This window comes from Paenibacillus swuensis (assembly GCF_001644605.1).
Classification (GTDB): Bacteria; Bacillota; Bacilli; order Paenibacillales; family DY6; genus Paenibacillus_N; species Paenibacillus_N swuensis.
Window position 1 is genome coordinate 678761 of the sequence record NZ_CP011388.1, and the last position, 22641, is coordinate 701401.

Annotated in this window: 14 protein-coding genes; 4 read left to right on the forward strand and 10 right to left on the reverse strand. The window is 50.3% G+C overall.

Annotated elements, in window-relative coordinates; all coding sequences use genetic code 11:
- Positions 1-36: 36 nt before the first annotated feature.
- A complete protein-coding gene (namA, locus tag SY83_RS03020) occupies positions 37-1050 on the forward strand; it encodes an NADPH dehydrogenase NamA (protein ID WP_068604135.1) in 1014 nt (337 codons plus the stop codon).
- Between the two features lie 601 nt (positions 1051-1651).
- On the forward strand, positions 1652-2590 hold the full coding sequence (locus SY83_RS03025) for a heparin lyase I family protein (protein ID WP_068604136.1): 939 nt from the start codon (positions 1652-1654) through the stop codon (positions 2588-2590).
- Between the two features lie 86 nt (positions 2591-2676).
- Here SY83_RS03025 and SY83_RS03030 read toward each other — a convergent pair whose 3' ends face one another.
- From SY83_RS03030 to SY83_RS03045, 4 genes are all read right to left on the reverse strand, one after another.
- On the reverse strand, positions 2677-3531 hold the full coding sequence (locus SY83_RS03030) for an AraC family transcriptional regulator (protein WP_068604137.1): 855 nt from the start codon (positions 3529-3531) through the stop codon (positions 2677-2679).
- Positions 3532-3549: 18 nt separating this feature from the next.
- Entirely contained in the window at positions 3550-5196 is a 1647-nt protein-coding gene (locus SY83_RS03035; protein WP_068604139.1) for a response regulator, read from the reverse strand.
- On the reverse strand, positions 5189-6919 hold the full coding sequence (locus tag SY83_RS03040; RefSeq protein ID WP_068604141.1) for a cache domain-containing sensor histidine kinase: 1731 nt from the start codon (positions 6917-6919) through the stop codon (positions 5189-5191). The genes SY83_RS03035 and SY83_RS03040 overlap by 8 nt, the downstream gene beginning before the upstream one ends.
- 130 nt (positions 6920-7049) lie before the next feature.
- Positions 7050-8774 (reverse strand): extracellular solute-binding protein, encoded by a 1725-nt coding sequence (locus SY83_RS03045; protein WP_068604143.1) that lies wholly within the window; start codon positions 8772-8774, stop codon positions 7050-7052.
- Between the two features lie 278 nt (positions 8775-9052).
- On the opposite strand from SY83_RS03045, the gene SY83_RS03050 reads away from it, so the two are divergent.
- Both SY83_RS03050 and SY83_RS03055 read left to right on the forward strand, forming a co-directional pair.
- A complete protein-coding gene (locus tag SY83_RS03050; protein WP_068610809.1) occupies positions 9053-9970 on the forward strand; it encodes an ABC transporter permease in 918 nt (305 codons plus the stop codon).
- Between the two features lie 37 nt (positions 9971-10007).
- Positions 10008-10886 carry a carbohydrate ABC transporter permease gene (locus tag SY83_RS03055; RefSeq protein ID WP_068604146.1) on the forward strand — a complete coding sequence of 293 codons (879 nt, stop codon included), beginning with the start codon at positions 10008-10010 and terminating at the stop codon, positions 10884-10886.
- A 219-nt stretch (positions 10887-11105) separates the two neighbouring features.
- Here SY83_RS03055 and SY83_RS03060 read toward each other — a convergent pair whose 3' ends face one another.
- The 6 genes from SY83_RS03060 to SY83_RS03085 all read right to left on the reverse strand — a co-directional run bounded on the left by SY83_RS03060 (position 11106) and on the right by SY83_RS03085 (position 22582).
- Positions 11106-12152 carry a glycoside hydrolase family 88/105 protein gene (locus tag SY83_RS03060; protein WP_068604147.1) on the reverse strand — a complete coding sequence of 349 codons (1047 nt, stop codon included), beginning with the start codon at positions 12150-12152 and terminating at the stop codon, positions 11106-11108.
- A complete protein-coding gene (locus SY83_RS03065; protein ID WP_068604150.1) occupies positions 12149-13219 on the reverse strand; it encodes a glycoside hydrolase family 88/105 protein in 1071 nt (356 codons plus the stop codon). Before SY83_RS03065 ends, SY83_RS03060 begins: the two co-directional genes overlap by 4 nt.
- A 192-nt stretch (positions 13220-13411) precedes the next feature.
- A complete protein-coding gene (locus SY83_RS03070) occupies positions 13412-15994 on the reverse strand; it encodes a heparinase II/III domain-containing protein (RefSeq protein ID WP_068604152.1) in 2583 nt (860 codons plus the stop codon).
- Between the two features lie 17 nt (positions 15995-16011).
- Positions 16012-17709, reverse strand: a complete 1698-nt coding sequence (locus SY83_RS03075) for an Ig-like domain-containing protein (RefSeq protein ID WP_068604154.1) — start codon at positions 17707-17709, stop codon at positions 16012-16014.
- An 870-nt stretch (positions 17710-18579) separates the two neighbouring features.
- A complete protein-coding gene (locus SY83_RS03080) occupies positions 18580-20679 on the reverse strand; it encodes a glycoside hydrolase family 52 protein (RefSeq protein WP_407944608.1) in 2100 nt (699 codons plus the stop codon).
- A 46-nt stretch (positions 20680-20725) separates the two neighbouring features.
- A complete protein-coding gene (locus SY83_RS03085) occupies positions 20726-22582 on the reverse strand; it encodes a hypothetical protein (protein ID WP_068604158.1) in 1857 nt (618 codons plus the stop codon).
- Positions 22583-22641: the final 59 nt, after the last annotated feature.

Below are 22641 nucleotides of genomic sequence, written 5' to 3' on the forward strand. Positions count from 1 at the left end.
CAGATTCAACCTATATAGAAACAGGAGTGTGGAGATATGAGCTTGCTGTTTGAACCTTATACCCTGCAAGGGATGACGTTGAAGAATCGGATTGTCATGGCTCCTATGTGTATGTATTCTTGTGAAGACCGGGACGGGAGAGTCACGAATTGGCATCGAACCCATTATACAGCGCGTGCGGTCGGGCAAGTGGGACTCATCATTGTGGAAGCATCCGCTGTAACGCCTCAGGGACGAATTAGTGAGCAGGACCTTGGCATTTGGAGCGACGAGCATGTGGACGGATTAAGAGAAATTACGAACATGATGCATGCATACGGGGCCAAAGCAGCCATTCAAATCGCTCATGCCGGGCGGAAATCGACAGTGGAAGGACCGATTATTGCTCCTTCGGCGATCGCCTTTGATGACAGTTACCGGTTGCCGGAGGCCATGACGACGGAGCAGATTCAGGAAACGCTCTTTGCGTTTCGCGAAGGAGCTCGGCGCGCCAAGGAAGCCGGTTTCGATTGCATTGAAATTCACGGTGCGCACGGATACTTGATCAATGAGTTTCTGTCGCCGTTAACGAATAAGCGTGAGGATGAATATGGCGGGGACCGGGATAACCGATATCGGTTCCTGGAAGAGACGATTCTTGCGGTTAAAGAGGTATGGGCAGGTCCGTTAATGGTGAGGATTTCCGCCAATGAGTATCATGCGGACGGGAACACGTTGGATGACTTTATCTACTACTCACAGCGTATGAAGGAACAAGGCGTTGATCTGGTTGATTGCAGTTCGGGCGGTGTGGTGCCGGCATCCATTCAACCTTACCCAGGCTATCAAGTGCCGCTGGCGGAGGCCATTCGCCGGGGCGCCGATGTGCCGACAGGCGCGGTCGGGCTGATTACGAGCGGTGTGCAAGCTGAGGAGATTCTTCGTAAGGAGCAGGCGGATTTGGTGTTGTTGGCGCGGGAATTCCTGCGTGACCCCTACTGGCCTCGCACGGCAGCCAAGGAGCTTGGTGTGGAGATTGAGGCTCCTAAGCAATATAGTAGGGGTTGGTAGTATAATTAGCTGAGTTAACGGATTCCCATCACGGTTCGCCGATTACTGTAATTTAACTGTATTCGAGTTGACTGTTGTGGTAAGAGAACGATATGGGCTCTCGTGTCATCTACAGACATGGGAGCGAGTATCGTTTCTTTAATTTATACGCATTGATCAAATTACCGCTACCGCTCCTTTTCACTTTTCCCCTTCCACTAATCTCGCCCTCAACAGTCATTTGTAGCGATAACGCTACTAATCCGCCTTGACCAAGTAACACCTAGGACATTTGTAGCGGTAACGCTACTATTTCGATTCTACCTTCCAGTTATCACGCACTCTCTGGTCATTTGTAGCGATAAAGCTACTAATCCAACCAACCCAAGTAACTTCTACGCCATTTGTAGCGTTATCGCTACTATTTTACTTATATCTTCGACTCTTCCCATCCACTTTCGCTCACATGATCCCCCATACCCTCCACTACCCATGTTAAAAAAACACTATACGAATGTTAACAACGAGCTATATACGGTCACCTTGACCTAAACTTATACTTATATTTGTAACCGCTTACAAGAAAGTGTATTACAAATCCACCATCCAAAGGAGGTCACTTATGAAAGCGTTAAAACGAACACGCTTCGCTTTAACCGCACTGACTTTACTCACCCTGGGCACGTCCATGACATCAGCAAGCAGCTATCAACTGCAAGACACCTTCAACACCGGAACGGTGAAAGATTACAATGTGCTTGAAGGCTGGTACCAGTACCTGGAGACGGATCCGAATCAACCTGTGCAGGCCATCGGCGCATCCGGCAGCAACACGATGGGTAGCTACAGCGTCGTACCCAAACCCGGAGATACCGGCACAGATAAGGCCTTGAAGCTAGTGCTGAAAGCGAATCAGGAACACCCGGCCGGGACTTATCCCAATGGCGACCCGAAGTACAAATCCCGCTTCGAGTTCCGTTCCAAAGGCATTGCTCCGAGCGACCCGACATCCACTGATACCGCGGAACGGTGGTACATGTTCGACTTCATGATTCCGACGGACTGGGATGAAACAGACGGATGGCAGAATTTCATCGTACAAGTTTACTACGGGGACGGCAGCATCGGGCGAGGACCTTCACTAGGCATCACTTTGAGCAACGACGATATGCGTATCAACGGTAATAATTTCTGTAATGAAGATACCTCTCCCGGAACGGCTGTAACCACTCTTTGCAGCGACCCCTCCGCAAGGGATGAGCGTGAACTGTACAGCGAACAGATGATTAAAGGCGTTTGGCAGCGCTTCTGGGTCCACATTAAATGGAGTAAGGTCAATCCAAGCAAGGGAATTATTGAATTAAAACGGTCCACGGACGGAACAGACCCGACGACGAAAGGGTTATTGTTCCCTGCGGTTCGCGGCGTAAATACCGTTGGAAGCAAGTCAAACTATTTCAAGATCGGCAATTATCTGGGTGTTGGCTGGAACGATCGCGATCCGGCGCTGAACAAAGACAAAGTGATGTATTACGATAATGTGCGCATTTCCAAACCGTAACATTGTGAGCTCCATACTCATATCAACATAACGCGTTAACGCGCAATAAAGACCTGCAACTACCGCAGGTCTTTGTTGTGTCCGTACTATTTGGACAAAAAATTCAATCGATACTGCTCCGGCGTAACCCCCAACGTTTCCTTAAACTTTCGCCCAAAATGCGATGAGGTCTGAAAACCCACTTCAAATCCGATCTCCTTCACCGTCATATCCTTGAGAACCAGCAATTGCGCGGCCTCGTGAATCCGTCTTTCCATTAAGTAGTGCTGGATGCTGATGCCCATTTCTTTTTTGAAAAAATGACAGAGATAATACTTGCTCATATGGAGCGCCTCCGCAATATCATCCAGTTGACAGGGAGAGTTCCACACCGCGTTTAAATGTTCAAGAATGCGGCTGAGCGTAATCCCGCCCGGTGCGTGTTGCCAAGGCTGCGCTCCTTCATTCCCCATGTGTTCTTTACGTCCGATAAACAATAACAACTCCATCAAATAAACCTGCATGGCCATCTTCCCGCCCCAGCGCGGAACCGCTTGCTGCTCGTTCTGTAAAGCATTGAACATGCGCTGACATTCGGCCGACTCTTGCTTCGACAAACGAACATGATGACAATGTGCCGTTAGTTGATCCAGTTCTTCCCGGAACACGCCTTCACCTCCAGGAATAAATTCCGGCAGGAAATGAATGATCTTCCGTTCATAACAGCCCCGGCCAAGCTTCTTTAACTTATGGTAGGTCCCCCCGCGGAACAGCAGCACACTGCCGGAGGAAATCTGAATCACCTGATCCTCCATCATAAACCAGGCATCCCCGCTCACGACCCAAATCAACTCATATCCCGGGTGCAGGTGGTAGTTTTCAGGATACGCGCCGTCCTTTTTGTGATCCAACATGAAAGCATGTCTGTACAAGTGTTGAAACGGTTCCGTTTGTGCTCTCATCCGCATGTCCTCCCGTTGTTAAGTTGGTGTATTCTCGCGGTATTCCTGAGGTGTCAGACCGTATTGTTTTTTGAACACTTTAATGAAATAAGGAACGTTCTGGTATCCCAAATCTTTGGCGATTTCGTATACTTTATCATCACCCTTTTTTAGAATCAGCGCCGCACGGTCCATCCGGAGACGGAAAATATACTCACTGATGTTCTCCCCGGTCTCCTGCTTATACACTTTCGACAAGTATACCGGGTGCAGCCCGATCCAATCCGCTATGCTCTGAAGGGAAATGTCCGCCAAGTGATGCTCGACGTATTCCTGTACCCGTTGAATGACGGATACCCGGGTGTCGCGGCTCTCGCGCTGCATACTTTCTTTAATGGCATGTATGGAGCGGAAGGACCATTCCTTCAACGGTTTCACATGGCGAAACGAATTGCCCGACAATACCTTCTCATAATCATGGCCGATAATCTCATGGAGCTGTGTACCGTTACGATGCGCAATATAAGAGAGGGAGGCCGATATGGTATGGAACACTTCAAATAAATGTTCTGTTGAATCCTGCCACTCCTGCTCCAACTCCTGAAAGACGGATTCTAATTTCTCACAAGCCGCATCCCAACGCCCCGCTTCGAACAGATGAATTAACAGCGGCGGCTCGTATAAGCTTTGCACGGCATTAATCGGAACCGGCACGGATTGATCGGGCAACGTCATGAAGAGATCACCACTGGTTCCGACACCTTTGCGCAAAGCTGATACGGCGGCTTGATATAATGCCGGCACATGCGCGGGAAAGCTGCCCCAACCGCCGACAATAACGGAGATTCCGCCCTTGAGATACAATTTCACATTCACTTGAAGTTGTTCCGCGATGCGTTCGATTTGACGTTGCCTTCCTGTCTCATCTCCCGAAGATTCCCCGCCGGCACCGCGTTGGTCGTCCCCTATGGACTTCAACACCATAACAAGATCGTCGTGCGCATCTTTACAGGTCCAGAGATGATAGTGCGACTTGGAAATTTCCTCGGCAATATTGGTTACGGCATATTCAAGTAACGCCAAATGGTATGCGTCATGCTGTTGAAATTCTTCACCCATCCGAATTAACAGGAGGGCGAACGGTTCTTCGGACTCGAACGGGATGTGCAACAGCCGCATTTTATCCGCCAAGGCATCCTGTGAATAACGTCTGCCCTGCAAAATGTCGTTCAACAGATTGCCTTTTAACAAAGGTAAGTTCTCGTTAATGGTATACACCGCTCTTTGGTGTGAAGAGATTTCTTCCCATTCCTGTTTCAACTGCGACGTTACTTTACGAACGGCAGCCATCACATCTTCATCGCTGACAGGTTTCAATAGATAGTCGGCGGTCTGATGCTGAATGGCCGCCTGGGCATAGGCGAAATCCGCATGTCCTGACAAGAGAATACATCTTGTTCGGTTCCAGTCTGTACTTATTCGTTCCAACAATTCAATGCCGCTCATGACCGGCATTCGAATATCGGAAATGACAATATCAATCGTATGCTGTTCCATGATAAGCAGCGCTTCATTAGCGGAGTAAGCTTTAAACACTTGAGAGACATCGAGGTCGGCCCAAGGAATCGTCACGGCCAAGCTGTCTACGACATAGGCTTCATCATCTACCATCAGCAAACTATACATGTTCCGGTCCCCTGTTCCATTGGAGTATAACTCGTAATCCCTGCGGATCGACCGGTTCCAACACCAAACCGGATCCCTCGCCAAAGCGATATATTAATCGGTGATGCACGTTCCACACGCCGCATCCCATCTCATCTTCCAGGGCGTCATTCAACCCGTCTCTCAACTCTTGAAGGCGATCGGGAGTAACCCCTAACCCGTTGTCTTCCACGATCAGCCGGTAACACTCCGCTTGGATTTCTCCTGTAATCTTAATCATGCCCGCGTTCGGATTGCCTTCTAAGCCATGAATAACCGCATTTTCTACAATGGGTTGCAACAACAGTCTGGGTATTTCCATGTTCAGCATATCTTCAGGTAGATCGGTCTCGAATTCGAACCGGGGTGAACGGAGCATTTGGATCTCAAGATAATTGGTTACTAATTTCAGTTCATCGGCAATCGAGGCATAATCCTTCTCCACACGGGTGGTATATCGGAAATACTCGCCCAGTTTCAATGACATGGAAATAACCGCCTTATCATTCCCCATGCTGGCCATGCTCTTAATAAAGAACAGGCAATTATATAGAAAGTGCGGATTAATCTGTGCCTGCAGCTGCTTCAACGTCGCTTCCCGCGACCGCAGCCGTTCCGCAAACACGTTCTCAATCAACTCCTGAATCTGCATCGTCATTTCGTTAAAGCGAAGGAACAGATAATCGAACTCATTATGGAACTTGTGCGTTAACCGAACGGAATAATCCCCGCGCTTTAAGCTCTGGACACCTTTCGTCAGTTCACGAATCGGGACCCTGACATTGCGATAAAGCAAGAATGCCGCAGTTAAACTCATCGTTAACAGTAACCCGGTCGTCATATAGAAATAATTGCGATTCTCAATTACAGGGGACAATATTTCCTGCACAGGCACATAATCCACCAGGTACCATCCCAAATCCGGCGATTTCACATAATACACTTGATATTCCTCGCCGCCGAGGTTTAAAGTGGTTCGGCCGGCATCCGTTAAAGACAGGATGTGCAGCTTTTTCTGAATATCGTAGATCTTATCCGCGTCAGAAGTATGATTCACAATAGGCGTATAGTCAGGATGATAAAAAAACGGATCGCCTTTGGCGCCTTTCTTAAAGTCATTCAGCATACGAACCAAATTATTCACGTAGAAGCTCACTTCCACCACTAAATCAGCTTTAGAGAAATCCATATAAGCGGAAACGGGATTCAGTGTAAATTTCACGAATTGCTGAATTTGTTGACCTTCTACTTCAGTCGTCCGTAACGTCCATCTGTCCGATACGTTCCTCTTTAAATATGCAGCGTCATAAATACGAAAGTAGGTTGATGTCACTTCCTGCGCAGGAATGGAATACACGGAAATCTGGTTATCCCAATTCACGGATGCGCTTTGAAGCTCCAGCTTCTGAGCAACCTCTTTCTGAAGTTCAATTCTCTTATAGACATTCTCCATTAAATGAATCGTCTTGTAATCGAGGATGCTTGTTTCCCTGCTCAAAATCGTAGAGAACAGACCGAATTGTTCCAGATTCGTTTCCACCTGATTCAGCAGAAACTGAAGCCGGCTCATGCTTGAGCTTTCCAATTCATCCTTGATGACTTTCACACTGACTTGATTGCTGTACGTGTACAATCCCAGAATCGGCAACAGCAGCAGCAGAATCAGAATCATGATTTTGTTGAAAATATTGTTAGTAACGTTCATGTCAACATCTCCCCAACCCAATCATAACCTGAGAACTTCATGTGCTGAAGTCATTTCTATACATTCCTTACGCATAAGGGCAGAAATACCCAGTCTGCAGCCCTCGGGCCGGCAAACTGGGTCACCTGATTTATTTCCCTTGAACGGAAGTATACCACTCGTTTACTTCTTCAGAAATTTGCTTCCCGCCGGAGGACATCCACTTCTCCGTGAAAGTATCAAACGAATCTACAGGTTGCTCACCGTAAATAATCTTGTTGATCGTCTCCAGTTCCAACTTATCGACAAAGTCGCCGCGCATCTTCTGCGTCTTCGTCGGAGGACCTACAAACAAGTTCTGTTTGGCAATGTCCTTCTGGGACAAGACAATGGTAGCCGCTTCGATGACGCCCTCCGGCTTCTTCAACAAGAAGCGCTCGACAGGTGAAGCTGGGGCAGGATCTTTCGCCAACTTGGCGTAAGTTTCCATACGAAGGGATGGAATACGGATGCCGTCCGGAGTCAGTAAATACTTCGAGACCGTTCCGTTACCGCCAGGGATTTCATCCGCCTTGGTAGTCGGTTCCCCATTCACTTTGGCCCAGTCATATCCTTCGGCTAAACCCCATTCGAATTGACTGCCGAATTCCGGATTCGCAAAGTTATCGAACAGGTAATTCTGATACTCGAAGAACGCGTCAGGATGTTTGAAGTCCTTGTTGATCAATACCACACCGCCGCCTGCCCCGGAGCTGGATCTGCCTGCCAGACCGTCGGGACCTGTCGGCAGCGGATAAGGTTTTACGACCGCGTCTTTATTGTTCTTATACAAATCCGGTAACGGGAATTCAGGCATGTAGTGAGGACCGGAGATGATGCCCACCTTACCTGAAGTAAACTCGCTGCCCGCTTCCATGGAGCCCAGCAATCCTGCTTGCTCCGAAAGATAACCCTTCTTCATCCACTCGCTCAGCTTCGTCAATGCCGGCTTCATCTCGGGCTGCACCGAACCGTACTCTAGCTTGCCATCTTCGTTTAAATTCCATTGGTTTGGAATCGTACCGTAAGCCCCGAAGATGAAGCGGGCTTCACCCATGTTCTGCTTCAAACCTTCTTTAATACCCAATGCCAGACCGTACGTGTCTTTCTTTCCGTTGCCGTCCGGATCCTGATTGACGAAAGCGTCCATGACTTTCTCCATCTCGTCAATCGTCGTCGGCGCCTTCAATCCAAGCTTATCCAGCCAGTCCTGGCGAACCCACAGAACCGCATCGTTATGCATCTCATATTCCAGATCGGGTATACCCATCTTCTTGCCGTCTTTCATATAAGGCAGCCATACATTGGGGTCATCCGCCATCGCTTTCTTGTATGTTTCGGAAGCGTATTTCTCGAACAGTTCATCCACTTCCATGAACTTGCCTGATTCGATCAACTCGCTGCCCATTTCCTGACCTACGACCAGAATATCCGGGAGCTCCTTATTTGCGGAAAGGGCTAACCGAAGCTTCGTGTTAAACCCGTCATTCGCGTAGTTGGCGGTCCAGAGATTCTTGATTTCGATGCCAAGCTTCTCCTTGGCCCACTTATAGTGAACGTTGTCATCCATCGTTTCATTATTCTTGAATTTAACGGAGGCATCGATGCCCCGGACCGTCGTTATCGTAATCGGCGGATCGTACTTTCCGCCACTAAACGGCGCGGAATGTTTGCCGTCACCCTTGGATGCGTTTCCATCATTCTCGGCGGCGGTGTTGCCCGGCGCGGTTTCCTTCGGTTGTTCCGAGCTGCTGTTCGAATTGTTACAAGCTGCAAGCAACCCTAGCATTAATACTAAACTCAATAATAGAATCAGCGATTTGTTACGCATTGCCATTGAACGTTCCCCCTGTATACATAGATTTGTTTGTGATCACATGTTTATCATAAGGCTACATATGACAAGTAGAAATAACACTTCTGCAACATCGATAGTCGATTGTTAGCATTGCCCGTTAAATGTTAACAAAACACTATAGGGTTAACAGAATGCTGTATAAGACCCCTCTCATTTTCTGCATAATGAAGCATAGAAGAACGACCAAAGGAGATGAAAAGATGGAAACAACCCTACAACGACAAGACATCCATGATCCCGCCGTTACCGCCAAACGGATGAAAACGGCACGCGTGAAACACCGCTGGAACTTCAAGAGCACCTGGCCGCTTCATCTAATGGTGTTGCCGCCGCTGCTGTTAATTATTATTTTTCACTATGTACCTATGTTGGGTCTCGTCATGGCCTTTCAGGAATATAAACCCTGGACCGGATTTACCGGTTCCCCTTGGGTAGGACTGGATCACTTTAAATTCATGTTGGAATATCCCGACAGCAAGCAAGTCATCTGGAACACCGTACTTATTGCTTCATTAAAAATCGTCACAGGATTAATCGTACCGATCATCTTCGCCTTATTTCTGAATGAAGTGCGCAAGATGGCGTTCAAGCGCGTTATTCAGACGTTGGTTTACCTGCCGCACTTCCTGTCATGGGTTATTCTGGGCGGCATTCTGATCGACATGTTATCGCCGGAAGGCGGACTGGTCAACCGGGCGTTAGGCTGGGTCGGCATTGAACCCATCTTCTTCTTAGGGAATGGCGACTGGTTCCGGTTTACGGTGGTGACCAGCGACCTGTGGAAAGACTTTGGTTTCTCCACCATCGTGTTCCTCGCCTCGCTGGCGGGGATTAACCCAAGTTTGTATGAAGCAGCCGAAGTCGACGGAGCATCCCGCTGGAAACAGACGCTGTATGTGACGATCCCCGCTATGATTCCAATCACGATTGTTGTGGGTACTCTTGCGCTGGGCAACGTATTAAATGCCGGTTTTGACCAAATCTTCAACTTGTATAATCCGCTTGTTTATGAGAAAGGCGACATCATTGATACCTTCGTCTACCGACTGGGTATTATCGACGGGAACATGAGCTTCTCCACCGCCATTGGGATGTTTAAATCGGTCATCAGCTTCGTACTGATTGTCATCGCATACCGACTGGCTTATAAATACGCTAATTATCGTATATTCTAGTCCGCTTACCGCAAATAAGGAATAGGAGGATTCGCTCATGTATTATAAAACACCAACGTACCGCTTGTTCAGCATTTTCAATTATACGTTACTTGCCATCATCGGTCTTCTGTGTTTGTTGCCGCTTGTTCATATATTAGCTGTATCTCTGAGCGGTAAAGCCGCGGCCAATGCGAATATGGTAGCTTTAATCCCTATTGACTTCACCTTGGATGCATACGCCAAAACGTTAGACAACGACAATTTCATCTCATCCCTGTGGGTGTCGTTCAAGAGAACCATTCTGGGCACGGCCTCGATCATGCTCATGATTACGCTGGCAGCCTACCCCCTATCCAAGGATGATTCCGTATTCAAAGGCAGATCCATCTACACCTGGGTGTTCGTGTTCACAATGTTATTTAGCGGCGGGCTGATTCCAAGCTATATTCTCATTCAAAAATTACACTTGATGGATTCCATCTGGGCTTTGATTTTGCCTGGCGCCGTCAATGTGTGGAGTATGATTCTGCTCTTGAATTTCTTCCGGGGTGTGCCTAAAGAGCTGGAGGAAGCGTCCAAGATGGACGGCGCCGGACACCTGCGTACGTTATGGAGTGTGTACCTTCCGGTTTCCATGCCCGCGATCGCTACATTGTCGCTGTTTAGCATGGTGTTCCATTGGAACTCGTGGTTTGACGGCCTGATCTATATGTCGGACGGGAGCAACTATCCGCTCGCCACCTTCTTGCAGACTGTAATCGTGCAACTGGACTTCGATAACTTGTCGATGAATCCGGAGGACCTTGAGAATATTTCCAACCGTACGGTAAAAGCCGCGCAGATCTTTATCGGCGCCTTGCCGGTGCTGCTGGTGTATCCGTTCCTGCAGCGGTTCTTTGTGAAAGGAATTGTGATGGGGGCGGTTAAGGAGTAGTTGCGATGAATATTTCTGCTGTAACGAATCGTCATCACGCTAATTGCCCCATTTCTAGCTTTTTGGAATTCTATATGAGGATTCGTTAGCTGTAATAACTCCTTATGCTTGAACAAAAGAAAGCCGGCGAGAACTCGCCGGCTTCTTCTTTATCCAATTCCAACCTTTAAGCGCGGTCGCCCAGCCTGAGAGGCCTCGATAGAGGTTATTTTATATTCGTTAGGATCGTTGATCTTCTATCCACTCCGTGATCAGATACAGCGCCAGACCCTGTCCCCATCCATGCGGCAAATGAATCGGAACCGCGTTGTAGTCGGCTGCCGACTCGTAAATATCGGTTCCCGCCGATACGCCGTGCACCGTTCCGTAATCGTCAATCTGATGATTCACCAGTTGATAGAATGTCGGCTCCACTACGCTCCGATAAGATTCATCCAGCAAGCCTGCGCGAATGCCTCTTAGAATGCCGTAGGCGAATCCGCAAGATGCCGAAGTTTCCAAATAGCCGGCCGGATCATCGAGCACGGTATGCCAGAAGCCGGTCTCCGCATCCTGCAGCGGAAGTAACGCATCCACTTGCTGTCTGTAACGCTCAGCTATTGTGCCGTAAAGAGGATGTTCAGGGGTCAGAATGTCGGTTAACACTTCCGCGCAGGTTACGGTAATCCACGCATTCGCCCGGGCCCATTTCACCGCGGACATATGATTCCGGTTAACCTCGTTCCATCCGTGATAGAACAAGCCGTCCGCTGCCGATAGGTAATCCAGATGGTACACGAATTGTTCCGCGCACGCATCCACCAGCTCCGTATTCCCGGTCAATTTACCGTATTTCCCGATGAAAATGCCCGCCATGAACAACGTGTCCGCCCATACCTGCTTCGGCCACACATTCAGCGTCACCGTATGTTCAATCGCTCCCTTGCCGACCCGGGACGCTTCATTCAAAAGGTAATTGATGTTTTCTTCGCAGGCGTTAAGATAACGCTCATCCTGGGTGATGGTGTACAGATGCAGGAGTGTGACAGACAAAGCGGAACGATTGACGTTCCAGACGGGATAGTTAAGGCTCAGTTGGTCATTAATCCAGCTTTGGGCGAACATCAGAGTCTGGTCCCCAGTCAGGGCATGGGCACGGGTAACACCGGCCAAAGCAACGCCTTCGCCCCAGTCCCAGCGTTTCACGATATCCGCGAAGATGGCACGCTCCGCCACTTTGCGCACCAACACCTGCAAATCGGTTGTTGAAGTCGTTAACACATTCATTGGGAACCCTCCTCATGCAAGCTCTCATTCAGCAACATCAGCACAATGCCATAGGTGTATTGCATCGGGAAGTACGGAACCGCGAAGTACCCTTCCTGGGTCTGGCAGTCTGTACCGCCCGAAGCATGCAGGATGGTCCCGTCCTCTTCGAGATGATCGCGCGTAATACTGGCAACGATCTGCTGTGCCCACGCCATGAACTTCGGCTCCAGCAAGCCTTGCTTCACCCCGCGGATGGCCGCGTAAGCGAACAGGGCGGAGGCGCTGACTTCCACATAGGAAGCTTCCTCCTGCACATCCAGCAGGGTACGCAGCATGCCGTCTTCCATGCGTAGGTCGTAAGCGCTGTTCATCAACCGTGTGAACATCTCTTCATAGCGGGAAAGATCGTAGCTGCTGCTGCTGGTTGCCACGATTCGAAGGAGTTCAACCAAGCTGACGGCGGCCCAACCGTTGCCGCGGCCCCAGTGCTGACCCAACGGCTTTTGCTCCAGACAATGGTAACCATGGTAGAACAGGTCGCAGGAAGGATCGAACTGACTTTCGATATGGATATCGAATTGACGAAGCCCCTCCTCCAAGCATGCCTGATCGTTGTCATACACACCCATATCCAACATGAAGATACCCGACATGAATAACGTATCAATCCACAGTTGATTTTTGTAATCCTCCTGGCCGCCTTTCCAAACGTGCGCGAACCCGCCGTTGCTCGTCCTGAGCGCCTGATGTACGCACCAATCCGAATACTCTCTGCAAGCTTCAATGTATTCTTCTTCGCCGGTTAGTCTGTGCATGAACAGCAACACATTCGCCGGAGCCACCCAATTGACGGAATAGAAACGGCGCTTGCCCTTATTCTCCGCAGCCCAATTTTTGATGTATTCAAGCATATCAGCGTTTTCCGAAGTCTCATACGCCTTAATCATGCCCATGAGTCCGACACCTGTTTCCCATTCCCAATAGTGAAGATTGAAATTCCATTCCTCATGCGGCTTCGACATTTTCTCCCACACGCGGTTAGCGCTTTCTTGCAAATCTGCCGGCTGCATAACATTTGCGTTCATTGTGATCTCTCCTTGTCTAATTTCAAAATAGTTCAAACCTTTGGCTACCCTAATTATATCTCCAGCCGATGCTCTCCCTGTGTTCCGGAATTGCCTCCGTCATGTTCTCTGCTTGTTGTTCAAGCATTTCCAGCACAATGAAGACAAGAGAAAGAGGCTAAGCAAGGAAACTTGCCTAACCTCCCGCAACGGTTATAGAGGGACCGAGTATTGTTTCATCAAAAGAGTTACATAAGCCGTCATCGCTTGGGCAAAAGTTCTATCGATCTTCGTACCCGCGTACAGCTTCAGCGTGTTGTTAATCTGCTTTAATCGGGTGAGGGCCTTCGCCGGATCTTGTGCTTCTTCCCTGTACTTCTGCACCTTGACCTTCAGCTCGTTCTTCACGACAGGATCGGTGACCCAGCCTTTGGCTTCCGCGATCGACAGATGCTCCTCCAGGCTTGGCGTTCGCAATTGCAGATGATCGAGGTTGGATGCGCCGTTCAGCGTCGTCGCCGTCAGACGAATTCGATTCGAACCTGTCTTCAGCAGTGCGGCAACATTCGTTCGCTGCCAGTTCGTCCAGAGGGTGGTTGTCGGCAAAGACAAGTTGGATTCCACAATGACTCCGTTGACCTGAACCTCAACCGGCCGGTCCACAGCGCCTCCGTTCGCATATTGAACTTCCAGCTTGTATAGACCCTCGCTCAGGACGTTGACATCCCACTCCACGTAACTGCCAACCATATTGTTATAGTCCACAAAGCCGCTGCCGGTGAACCCGGAGTGGATATTGTCGATTTTGCCTTGCGAGATGAAAGCTTCTTCCGCCTCGTACAACCCTGCTGTGTATTGGATGTAGTATCGGGTCGGTTTCCTTATCCCGGCAGGATCCGTTACCTTGATCACCGCAATCCCGGGAATTTGTGCCGGTTGCTCCACGGTGACGGTGTATGCGCTCGAGGCTTGGATGGCGGGCGCCTTCGTTGAACCATACGGCAGTTGTTTAGTATAGCTAAACGTGTTCGGCTGGAAATTCGCCAATGCTTCTCCGTTTATGGTTAATCCGTTGATTGTCGCAAGTTCACGCTCATCAATTACCCAATCGGCAATGGGCTTCACAGCAGGAAGCTCCGTTGGAATCGGTTCGCCCGCGCTCAAAGGAACCATGACCACGCTTAAAGTCGTTTCTTGTGTATTCGTCAAGTGAATGGCCAGCTTCTGCACGCCTTCATTCGTCTTCTGAACTTTACCTCTCTCCAGGTTATACGGGAACTGGTTCGGATCCGGCGAAGTCGGCAGCGGCTTGGCATCCATCACTTGGAAAGCGGCCGGTTGCGGCGAAATAATCTTTACCCACAGACGTTTGTCATTCAGCTTTAACGTGGCCGAAGTACCATCGGGACCAAGCTCAATGTCCTGTTCTGTGTGCATGAACCACCAAATATCGGACGGCGTCTTCAGTTTCATTTCATCTTGAACGATGAACATCCTGCGATTATCCGTCATGAAGTAACCGCGTTTCATCTCATCCGCTTGGGCATGATAGGTCGACTGCATATCCACTACACTGTAGGCGCCTTGCGGTTTACTCACAAATTCAGTGATGGTCGAAGTGGCTCTCACATCCTGCGAGGGTTCCAACCCCGGGTTAATGACGATGGTGTTGTGACCCTCTTCGCGCTTGCGATAATAGTCCCACCTCGTCCCGCCCGGGTAGTATTCGCCAATCCCGCCGATACTGTAATCCTCCGGACCGAGATCCGTCGCCCATCTTACCCCCAGCGCATCCAGGACGAACGTTCCTACATCCAGATCGCCATGAACATGTCCGTTATGTCCTCCCTTAAACCCGGCGAACATGGTCTTCGGATCATACCAAGCGCTTCGCATCGTGCCTACCTCGGTACCCGCAAACTTGCGGTCGAGCGGGAAGTAGTCCGTTTGCGGCGTTGTGTATTTCTTTGGATCGTACCAAGCCAAACCGAAGGTACCTCCCCCGTCATTGCGGGTTTTGCGGTAATACCAGAGCAGATCCGGCTGCTCGTATTTATAAGCCATATAAATCATCGGAGCTCCTGTAATCTTGAGGGGTCCCCCGTCGCCGTAGTTAAACAAACCGTTCGTGCCTTCAATATAAGCCGGGTAATACCCGGTTTCGGCCAGTCCCGGAGCATCCGACAGCCCGAAGTCGCTGCCCAGTGCCGTATCTAACGCGGATAACATATAAGTCAAATACTCGGTTCCATAGGCCCAGTAGACCGGACCTTCGAAGTAGCCGCCGGCCGGCGCGTACAGCGGCAGGTAGTATTCATCTACCGATTTCATGGCGCCGATAATGGTCTTGCCTGAAATCGATTCATAGCCCGGCTCATCTCCGATTGCCAGAGCGCCCAAGGTTAAACCGCCGTTTACAACAGAATTCTGATTGTTCTCTCGATTAGCGAACACCGTTAGTGACCGATAATTTGGTAATCCGTATTGTAACGCCTTGTTTACCATCGCTTCGCGAATGATTGCCTTCTGTTCCTCAGTCCAGGCGTCATACATCCAGTCATAGGCCAAGGCAAATCCAGCCGTAATTTCGCCGGCATCCAGGAAGTGCGTATGGCTCCAGTCCTTGAAGTTAGCAACGGCCTGAATCTCTGACCAAGCCCTGTTCGCATACTTCATATCCTGGGTGAGCATATACGCCATGCCAAGATTCTGCAGGCGGGACAATACGCTTCTCGCCACATCCAGCAGGTCGCCGTCTTTATTCAGCACATAGGTATTGGGTGCCGTGGCCAGCACGCCGTTGGCGTTAGCGACTACAGAATCCGTATTCTTGTTAAAAAATCGTCCTCCCCATACAATTCGCGTTTCAAAGCCATTTCTTCCGGGGTTACCATCAGTCTCGGATGTTGCTTGTTCGGATGCTTCTCGCGCAAGATCGCAATAGCTTCCTGCGGTGTTACACCGTTATAAGCCGGGTCATACGTAATGCTCTTGGTGTCGTTGATGAACACTTTCGCAATTTGCGGATCCGCCTGAACGGTACTCGGTTTTGTTGTGAACACAATTTTCAGAAAGCGCGTGCCTGCCGGCAAATTCTCGCCTTCATATGCGTACAGCGCAAAGTGTGCCCAACCGATCTTCCCGACATCGGTCTTTCTCGGCGTAATTTCTGTATACGTCACATCATCGGGGGAAACAAAGAATTTCAGCTCCGATGCCGCTTTGCTCCTCTGGGCGTGGGTATTGATGATAAATTCACTCATGTCAATAGTCGTCTTATACACCATGGAAGCCCCTGCCGGCGCACTGCCCATCGCCACGCGCGTGAGGTCGTAATCATACTCGTTCGGCTTCGTCTTGTCGCCAAATACAAGGCCGGGTGTATATCTGTACAGCTTCGAAAAGTCCTCAAGCTCGTCGAATATAGCTTGGTCGACCGTAACGGATACCGTTGCTTGAACTTTCGCGCCTTCGGCATCCGTCGCTGTTACTGTGAACGTATCGCGGCCGAGATAACCCGCCGCGGGCGAGTACGTGTACTGTCCGTACACATTCAGGGTCAGCGAACCATGCGACGGCTGGTTCAGAACCGCATAGCTGTACGGACGTCCCTGATCGTCCGCGAAACGCAGCTGACTGCCAAGCGGCTGATTCACTTGGGTAGAAACGCTGATATCCCCGAGCGGAGTTAAGCCTGCCGCGGCGGAAAGCAGCTCAATCGTTGCCGTGGCCCGGTTCGCTTGCTCATCCTTGACCTCCACCTGAAAGCTGTCATTCTGTTTCGCGCCCTGGTTCGGTGTATAGGTCCACTCCCCATAGACGGATAAAGTTACCGTCCCTTGAACCGGAGGCGTCTTTAAGCTGTATTGCAGTGGGCCGCCTTCCGGATCGCTTGCTTTCACCTTACCGGCCACCGGCGTGTTCGGTAAATACTCCACTTGATCATCCTGCGTTACCGGCGGCAAACCCGGATCCGCCGGAGCGGCATATTGGATCTGGATGGCGCCAAGATAAGGATTGTATCCGTTCGGTTTGCTCGAGTAGACGATCTTTAAGAAAACCGAATCGGCAGGTACCGCACTCGTACGGTAAGCCACTTGTTGCCACGTTGCATCCTTCACGATCGTCTCCGCAGCCGCAACTTCCTGGTACGCGACACCGTCCGCGGACGTGTAAAATTTAAGTACGGATGCCGCGGCGCTTTTCAGCCGGTACGTATTTAAATCGAAAGATTGTACCGGTCCCGGGAGCGCATAAATGAGATGAGCGCCCGCCGCCGCCGACCCAATCTTGATCAGGCCGGCGTTGCCCAGTTCCGTTTCTTTGCCCGGCTCAAACGCCATCCCCGGGGTATGAAACTGCGTCTTGCTCCAATCTGTAAACTCGTCCGTAAGCGTATGGATTACGGGCTCGCTTGCCGCCCATGCCCCTTGACTTGTCCATGGCGCCAAACCTGTAAGCATAACGGCAACCAGCAACCACACGATCCAACCGCGAATCCTCTTGTTCAACTTTAATTCCTCCTCAAATAGTTAAAAATGACCTTCATCTTTATTGCCGATCCTGTTCCTCCTCTCTTAGCAAGAAAGCGTTTACCAAATTCATTGTTAGTATAAAGGACGCTCGCTTTCACCGACATAGCTGATTATTAAGGTCCATAGTCGATTTCCAACATTTGCGAGGATGAGCTTAACTTGGGTCTGACTCCTTCGCATACCTATCTACATTTACCACGAGGATGGGCGACCGTGTATCATGTTGCTCGCTCAACTGCCAAGTATTAATTGCATTTCAGCGCCAATGCTGGGTTATCCCGAAGAATCAGGTGAACATTATATTCATTCCAATGCTGGGTTATCCCCAAGAATCAGGTAAAAATAATATCCTTATGCTCAAACCTGCTGTTACTTATAAACAACACATTTCACGCAAACCGATGTGCTTACATGAACAGATTGCCTGACTCACGGACAAACATTTTTCAATTTCATATTGCCTTCTCTAGACACATTCACCCTCATTTTTCCCAAAAACAAAAATCACCTCATTGCCTTATTCAATCACACCACTGAGCTTTCGGGATAACCCAGCATTCCAGTCTTTAATCACACCACTGAGCTTTCGGGATAACCCAGCATTCCAGTCTTCGATCACATCACTGAGCTTTCGGGATAACCCAGCATTCCAGTCTTTAATCACACCACTGAGCTTTCGGGATAACCCAGCATTCCAGCTCTTCAATCACACCACTGAGCTTTCGGGATAACCCAGCATTCCGGTTCAAAATATAAAGTTTATAAAATAACAACGAATGCCCGCATCTGTTAATCCGGTTAATCGTTAACCGGATTAACATTCATGCAGGCACTCGCATACTCCAGCTACTCTGCCAACCATAAAATACAAGTAACACCGCGCGGATAATACTTACTGCCGTGGATGCGGCCGGCTACAATCTGGTCGCTCCAGCTGAAATAGCTGAGCTCCGGGTGAACGAGCCAACCAACATGTGCCGCATCCGCAGCCGCCCCTTGTTCTTCCCATGGAAGACCCAAGATCGCTCGGGCGTTGAATTGGTTCAGGTATATTTTGCTTAGCCAGGAATTATCGCTTGTGGAAGACAGCTTCCAGCCCCCGTCCTCGAACAAACAAGTTCCCGGAACGAGAATCGTCTCCAGATGCTTCTTTAATGTCCGGATGTAGGAACCATAGACGCCCGTTTCTTCAAGCGTATCTCTGCGGTTCATGATCCACGGGAATACCAAGCCTTCAATGGCCGGGATAATGCGGGACTCGTTGTTATGCTCCAGCACAGCGGGAATATACCCTTCCGATGTCATCGCGGAGGTCATGGTTTCCGCGCTTTTGAGCGCCTGTTCCCGCGCCAGCTTCGACTCGGCCTCAAGCCCCAGCCGGGCGAAGACGGTTTCGAGCGCGATGTAGGACGCCCATGTTTTGCCGGCTAAGTAAATATTATTTCGTGCTTGCCCGAGGGAAATATCCAGACTGTCGTACGTCGTGATTTCAGCCCCGCCCATACAACGGCTGCTGTCGAGGGACATGATGCCGTTCCGTTCTTCCGCCTGAGGATGATCCCGGTTCACCAGACTCTCCAAACAGCGGACGAAGGTCGCCTGATGCTTGTCTAACCAGGCATGGTCTTGCTCCTGCTCAATATAAGCGGAGGCGCACAGCACCCAGTTCACCAGCTGCTCATGGGTCATGTGGGAGAAACACCCGTCTATGCCGTGACGCTCATAGGAAGAATAATGAGGCCTCGTGAACGTATTGGCGAAGCCCATATCATGCGTAAAGCTGATGCCGCCCGGATACGCGCGCTCGTCTCCCGGAAACTGCACCGTATCCGTGTAACTGTATCGGTCTACGAAGAGGTCCAGCACATTGCGCACGACCCACGGATTCATCTTCAACTCGTAGAAGAGATGATCCACCGTCAGATCGAACGTGTTCATCATGCGGTATTCCCCTTCATTCACCACCCATAGCGCCTCGCCGTCCTTCTCCAGCAGCTGTGTGCTGCCATAGTAGCTTCGAATCGCATGAGCCATCATCCACTGTTGATCAGAGGAAAGATGCGGAGCGTGGATCAACGTGTTATTCTTCACACACTCTTGGGTAATCCGTTCCGCATGCTCTACGGCGTAAAAGGCCGCTTGCTCGATCGTCTCGAAATAGCGGTTGTAATAATATCGGGTAGCTAAACCGGCCGTGGCCGTGCCTTGGCGATGAAAGCAAACGGAGAACCGGTAGGTTGCTTTCTCTCCCGGAGGCGTGTCCATGATCAGCAGCCCTGCGCCGCCAAGCGCAAGCGCCCAATTCTCGCTGATCGGCTCCGTCAGGATGCTGTCCAACGAGAATCCCAGCGCGGAGGAAACTCGGTTATCGTCCGTTACGATGGCGGAATGCAGCCCTTGGCCGATGCCGATCAGTTTCCCGTCTGTTGTATCGTCGAGTCTACGCATGGAGCTGTACGGATCATTACCCTGATAACCGAAGAAGGCTCGGCGCGTCTTATTTCCCCGGAAATTGTCGATCGTTACTTCCGCCCAAACCGCAGGCACAATCGCGGATTTCACGTCCTCTTCAACCGTTCCTGCTGCTCCCGGTTCCAGAACAGAACGAACTTGGGAGTACAAGGTAAAGGTTAAATTTCCCGCGATCCACGTATCCGTGCACAGATTAAAGTCCCGTTGTACCTCGTCCGGAGAGAACGCGATATTCCGTGCCTGCTTCGAATTGTAATCCGGCGCGGAATCATCCAGCGTAAAGCGTTTGCGTTCATCTTCCGCTCCTGTAAAGAAAGGAAGCGACTGGAAGAACCCTTCTTCCTGTTCGATCCCGATATATACGTTCTGGTTTGCGGGACCGCGCATTTCTTGATTGATTCCGCCCTTGGCCCCGGGAAATCCCAAGGTAAAGCTGGCAAATGCCCCGATCGGAGAATGATGAGCGTTGTACATATGGGAGCTTGATGGCATAACGATTCACCCTTTCTTCTGAATGTGGTTAGAACTGAAGCTGGACGACCTGTCCCTTCCAAGCAATCTCATATAAACCGCTGAAACGCTCCGTCTGGCAAAAAACATTATCAAACCTCTTATAGTTCGCAATCGGCCATTCCTCGTTATTCACAAGGAGAGGTCCATCCCACCCGAACTCCATTCGGTTGCCGGACGGGGCAGTGTACTTTACCGATTGTTCGCTGAATTGAGGCCCATTGCGCACCAGATATTCCGCAAATTGCCGGAACGAGCCATGCTCGGCCGCGCTGCCCGCCTGGCAGATCCATATGTTATGCAACGCGTCGCAGATAACCTCCGTGCCGGTAAGCTCCGGATCCTCCGCCCAGCGGTACCCGTTTTGAGAGTACAGTGCGACGTAGCCTTCGTTTTTGCGTCCAAAAATCCATCCTCCTTCTTCCAACACTTCATCGAATTTCATTCTTGGGAAGTAGGCATGGGAATAAGGCACCCGGCTGTCCGCCGGAATGTGGTGGATGGCCATGAGACTGTTCTCCACTTGAACCGCGCGCGGAAACACATCATTGCCTGCCCAATAATCCGGTCTGCCGGTCTCTTTATGGGGAGCCCCCGGATGATTAACGAACACGACCGCGCCCTCATCCAGCGTAGCCTGCCAGATATGCTGCTGAAATCCCCGCTCCCCTTTTCGATAATCCTGCGCGCAACTGAGCATGTAATGCGGCGTCTTGTAGGTAATCTTGTTCACTTTGCTTAAATATGTACAGCCTCGGCATGGTTCAGGCTCCACTTCATTCTCCTCGCAAGCCTCGAAATAATCGATTTCACGGTCCAGTTCGTGATTCACTTGGATGCCGTACTTCTCTTCGATCTGTTTGTTCAGTTGCACGAGGGATTGGTGGGTGTAGGCCATATTTTTCCAGAAAAAGACCGCATCCTCCTCGCTCACAGTCCCTTTACCGAATCGAGCCGCATCTTCCACGTTAAAGCTCTGCTGCTCCTTGCTCTCCACTGTCAGCTCCTGATCCTCGGCAATCTGAGTGATGACGTCCGGACACTCGTACTTGCTTGTAGCCAAACAAACCCCGCCCAAATCCAGCAAGTTATCCTTGTAGCCCCCAATTCCCCACAACAGGTATTGCAGCGCGCGTGTGCTTTCCGTCTCGGGATTCAACAGCAGATGCGAATACGTTCTTCCATGAGAACAACCGTACACCCCTTTATAGGAGTTGACGGCCATCCCATAGCTCATAAGATCTAGCATCTGGCGGGCCTGGTGCCGAAGCGGCTCGGACGTTGCGAAATCATGGACGTTCAGCAAAGACATATAATTCTCAACCATATAAGTGTTGGAGTCCCATTCGGAGAAACCTACCATCGCCTTGGTCTGAATCCACTCCAGAATCAAAGCCTCCGCCGATGCAATCCAGTCCCGGCCCGTCGTTCCATGGGCGCTAAACGTTTCATCCGGATACCGTTGCCCCGCGAGCAACTGACATACGCGATAGAGCAACACATGATTTTCCGTGACAAAATATTGCTCCCCCGAATACCCATTGCGCTCCGCATCATACCAGTACTCGAATTCCAGCAGCACCCGCTTTGTTTCTTCTTTCAGAGCCGCACTCCACAGGGGACTGTTTCCGTACAGATATAACGTCCTGAGCACGATGTTGAGCGTAAAGTCCCCGCAGTCCAGCCGCTGATCCACGGTTTCCAGCATGTCTCTGTACTCCTGTTCATCCACTTCCAAGCCGGAAGCCAGCCGACTCAACGCTTGCGCAGCGATTCTGAATCGGTGGTCGTTCGTCTCCTTGCCGGCGCTGTCTTGCAAATACACTTGATTGCGCTGTTGTTGCTGCTGCGTTACTGCGGTTGACATTAACATCCCTCCGTATAGCTCTAGTGTCTTTACTGTAGCAAACCGGTTACCTGCAGGGT

Excerpts from the sequence above, each read along its gene's own strand:
- namA (WP_068604135.1), top strand. The coding sequence starts at position 37 with ATGAGCTTGCTGTTTGAACCTTATACCCTGCAAGGGATGACGTTGAAG.
- SY83_RS03025 (WP_068604136.1), top strand. The coding sequence starts at position 1,652 with ATGAAAGCGTTAAAACGAACACGCTTCGCTTTAACCGCACTGACTTTA.
- SY83_RS03030 (WP_068604137.1), bottom strand. The coding sequence starts at position 3,531 with ATGAGAGCACAAACGGAACCGTTTCAACACTTGTACAGACATGCTTTC.
- SY83_RS03035 (WP_068604139.1), bottom strand. The coding sequence starts at position 5,196 with ATGTATAGTTTGCTGATGGTAGATGATGAAGCCTATGTCGTAGACAGC.
- SY83_RS03040 (WP_068604141.1), bottom strand. The coding sequence starts at position 6,919 with ATGAACGTTACTAACAATATTTTCAACAAAATCATGATTCTGATTCTG.
- SY83_RS03045 (WP_068604143.1), bottom strand. The coding sequence starts at position 8,774 with ATGGCAATGCGTAACAAATCGCTGATTCTATTATTGAGTTTAGTATTA.
- SY83_RS03050 (WP_068610809.1), top strand. The coding sequence starts at position 9,053 with ATGAAAACGGCACGCGTGAAACACCGCTGGAACTTCAAGAGCACCTGG.
- SY83_RS03055 (WP_068604146.1), top strand. The coding sequence starts at position 10,008 with ATGTATTATAAAACACCAACGTACCGCTTGTTCAGCATTTTCAATTAT.
- SY83_RS03060 (WP_068604147.1), bottom strand. The coding sequence starts at position 12,152 with ATGAATGTGTTAACGACTTCAACAACCGATTTGCAGGTGTTGGTGCGC.
- SY83_RS03065 (WP_068604150.1), bottom strand. The coding sequence starts at position 13,219 with ATGAACGCAAATGTTATGCAGCCGGCAGATTTGCAAGAAAGCGCTAAC.
- SY83_RS03080 (WP_407944608.1), bottom strand. The coding sequence starts at position 20,679 with ATGTACAACGCTCATCATTCTCCGATCGGGGCATTTGCCAGCTTTACC.
- SY83_RS03085 (WP_068604158.1), bottom strand. The coding sequence starts at position 22,582 with ATGTCAACCGCAGTAACGCAGCAGCAACAACAGCGCAATCAAGTGTAT.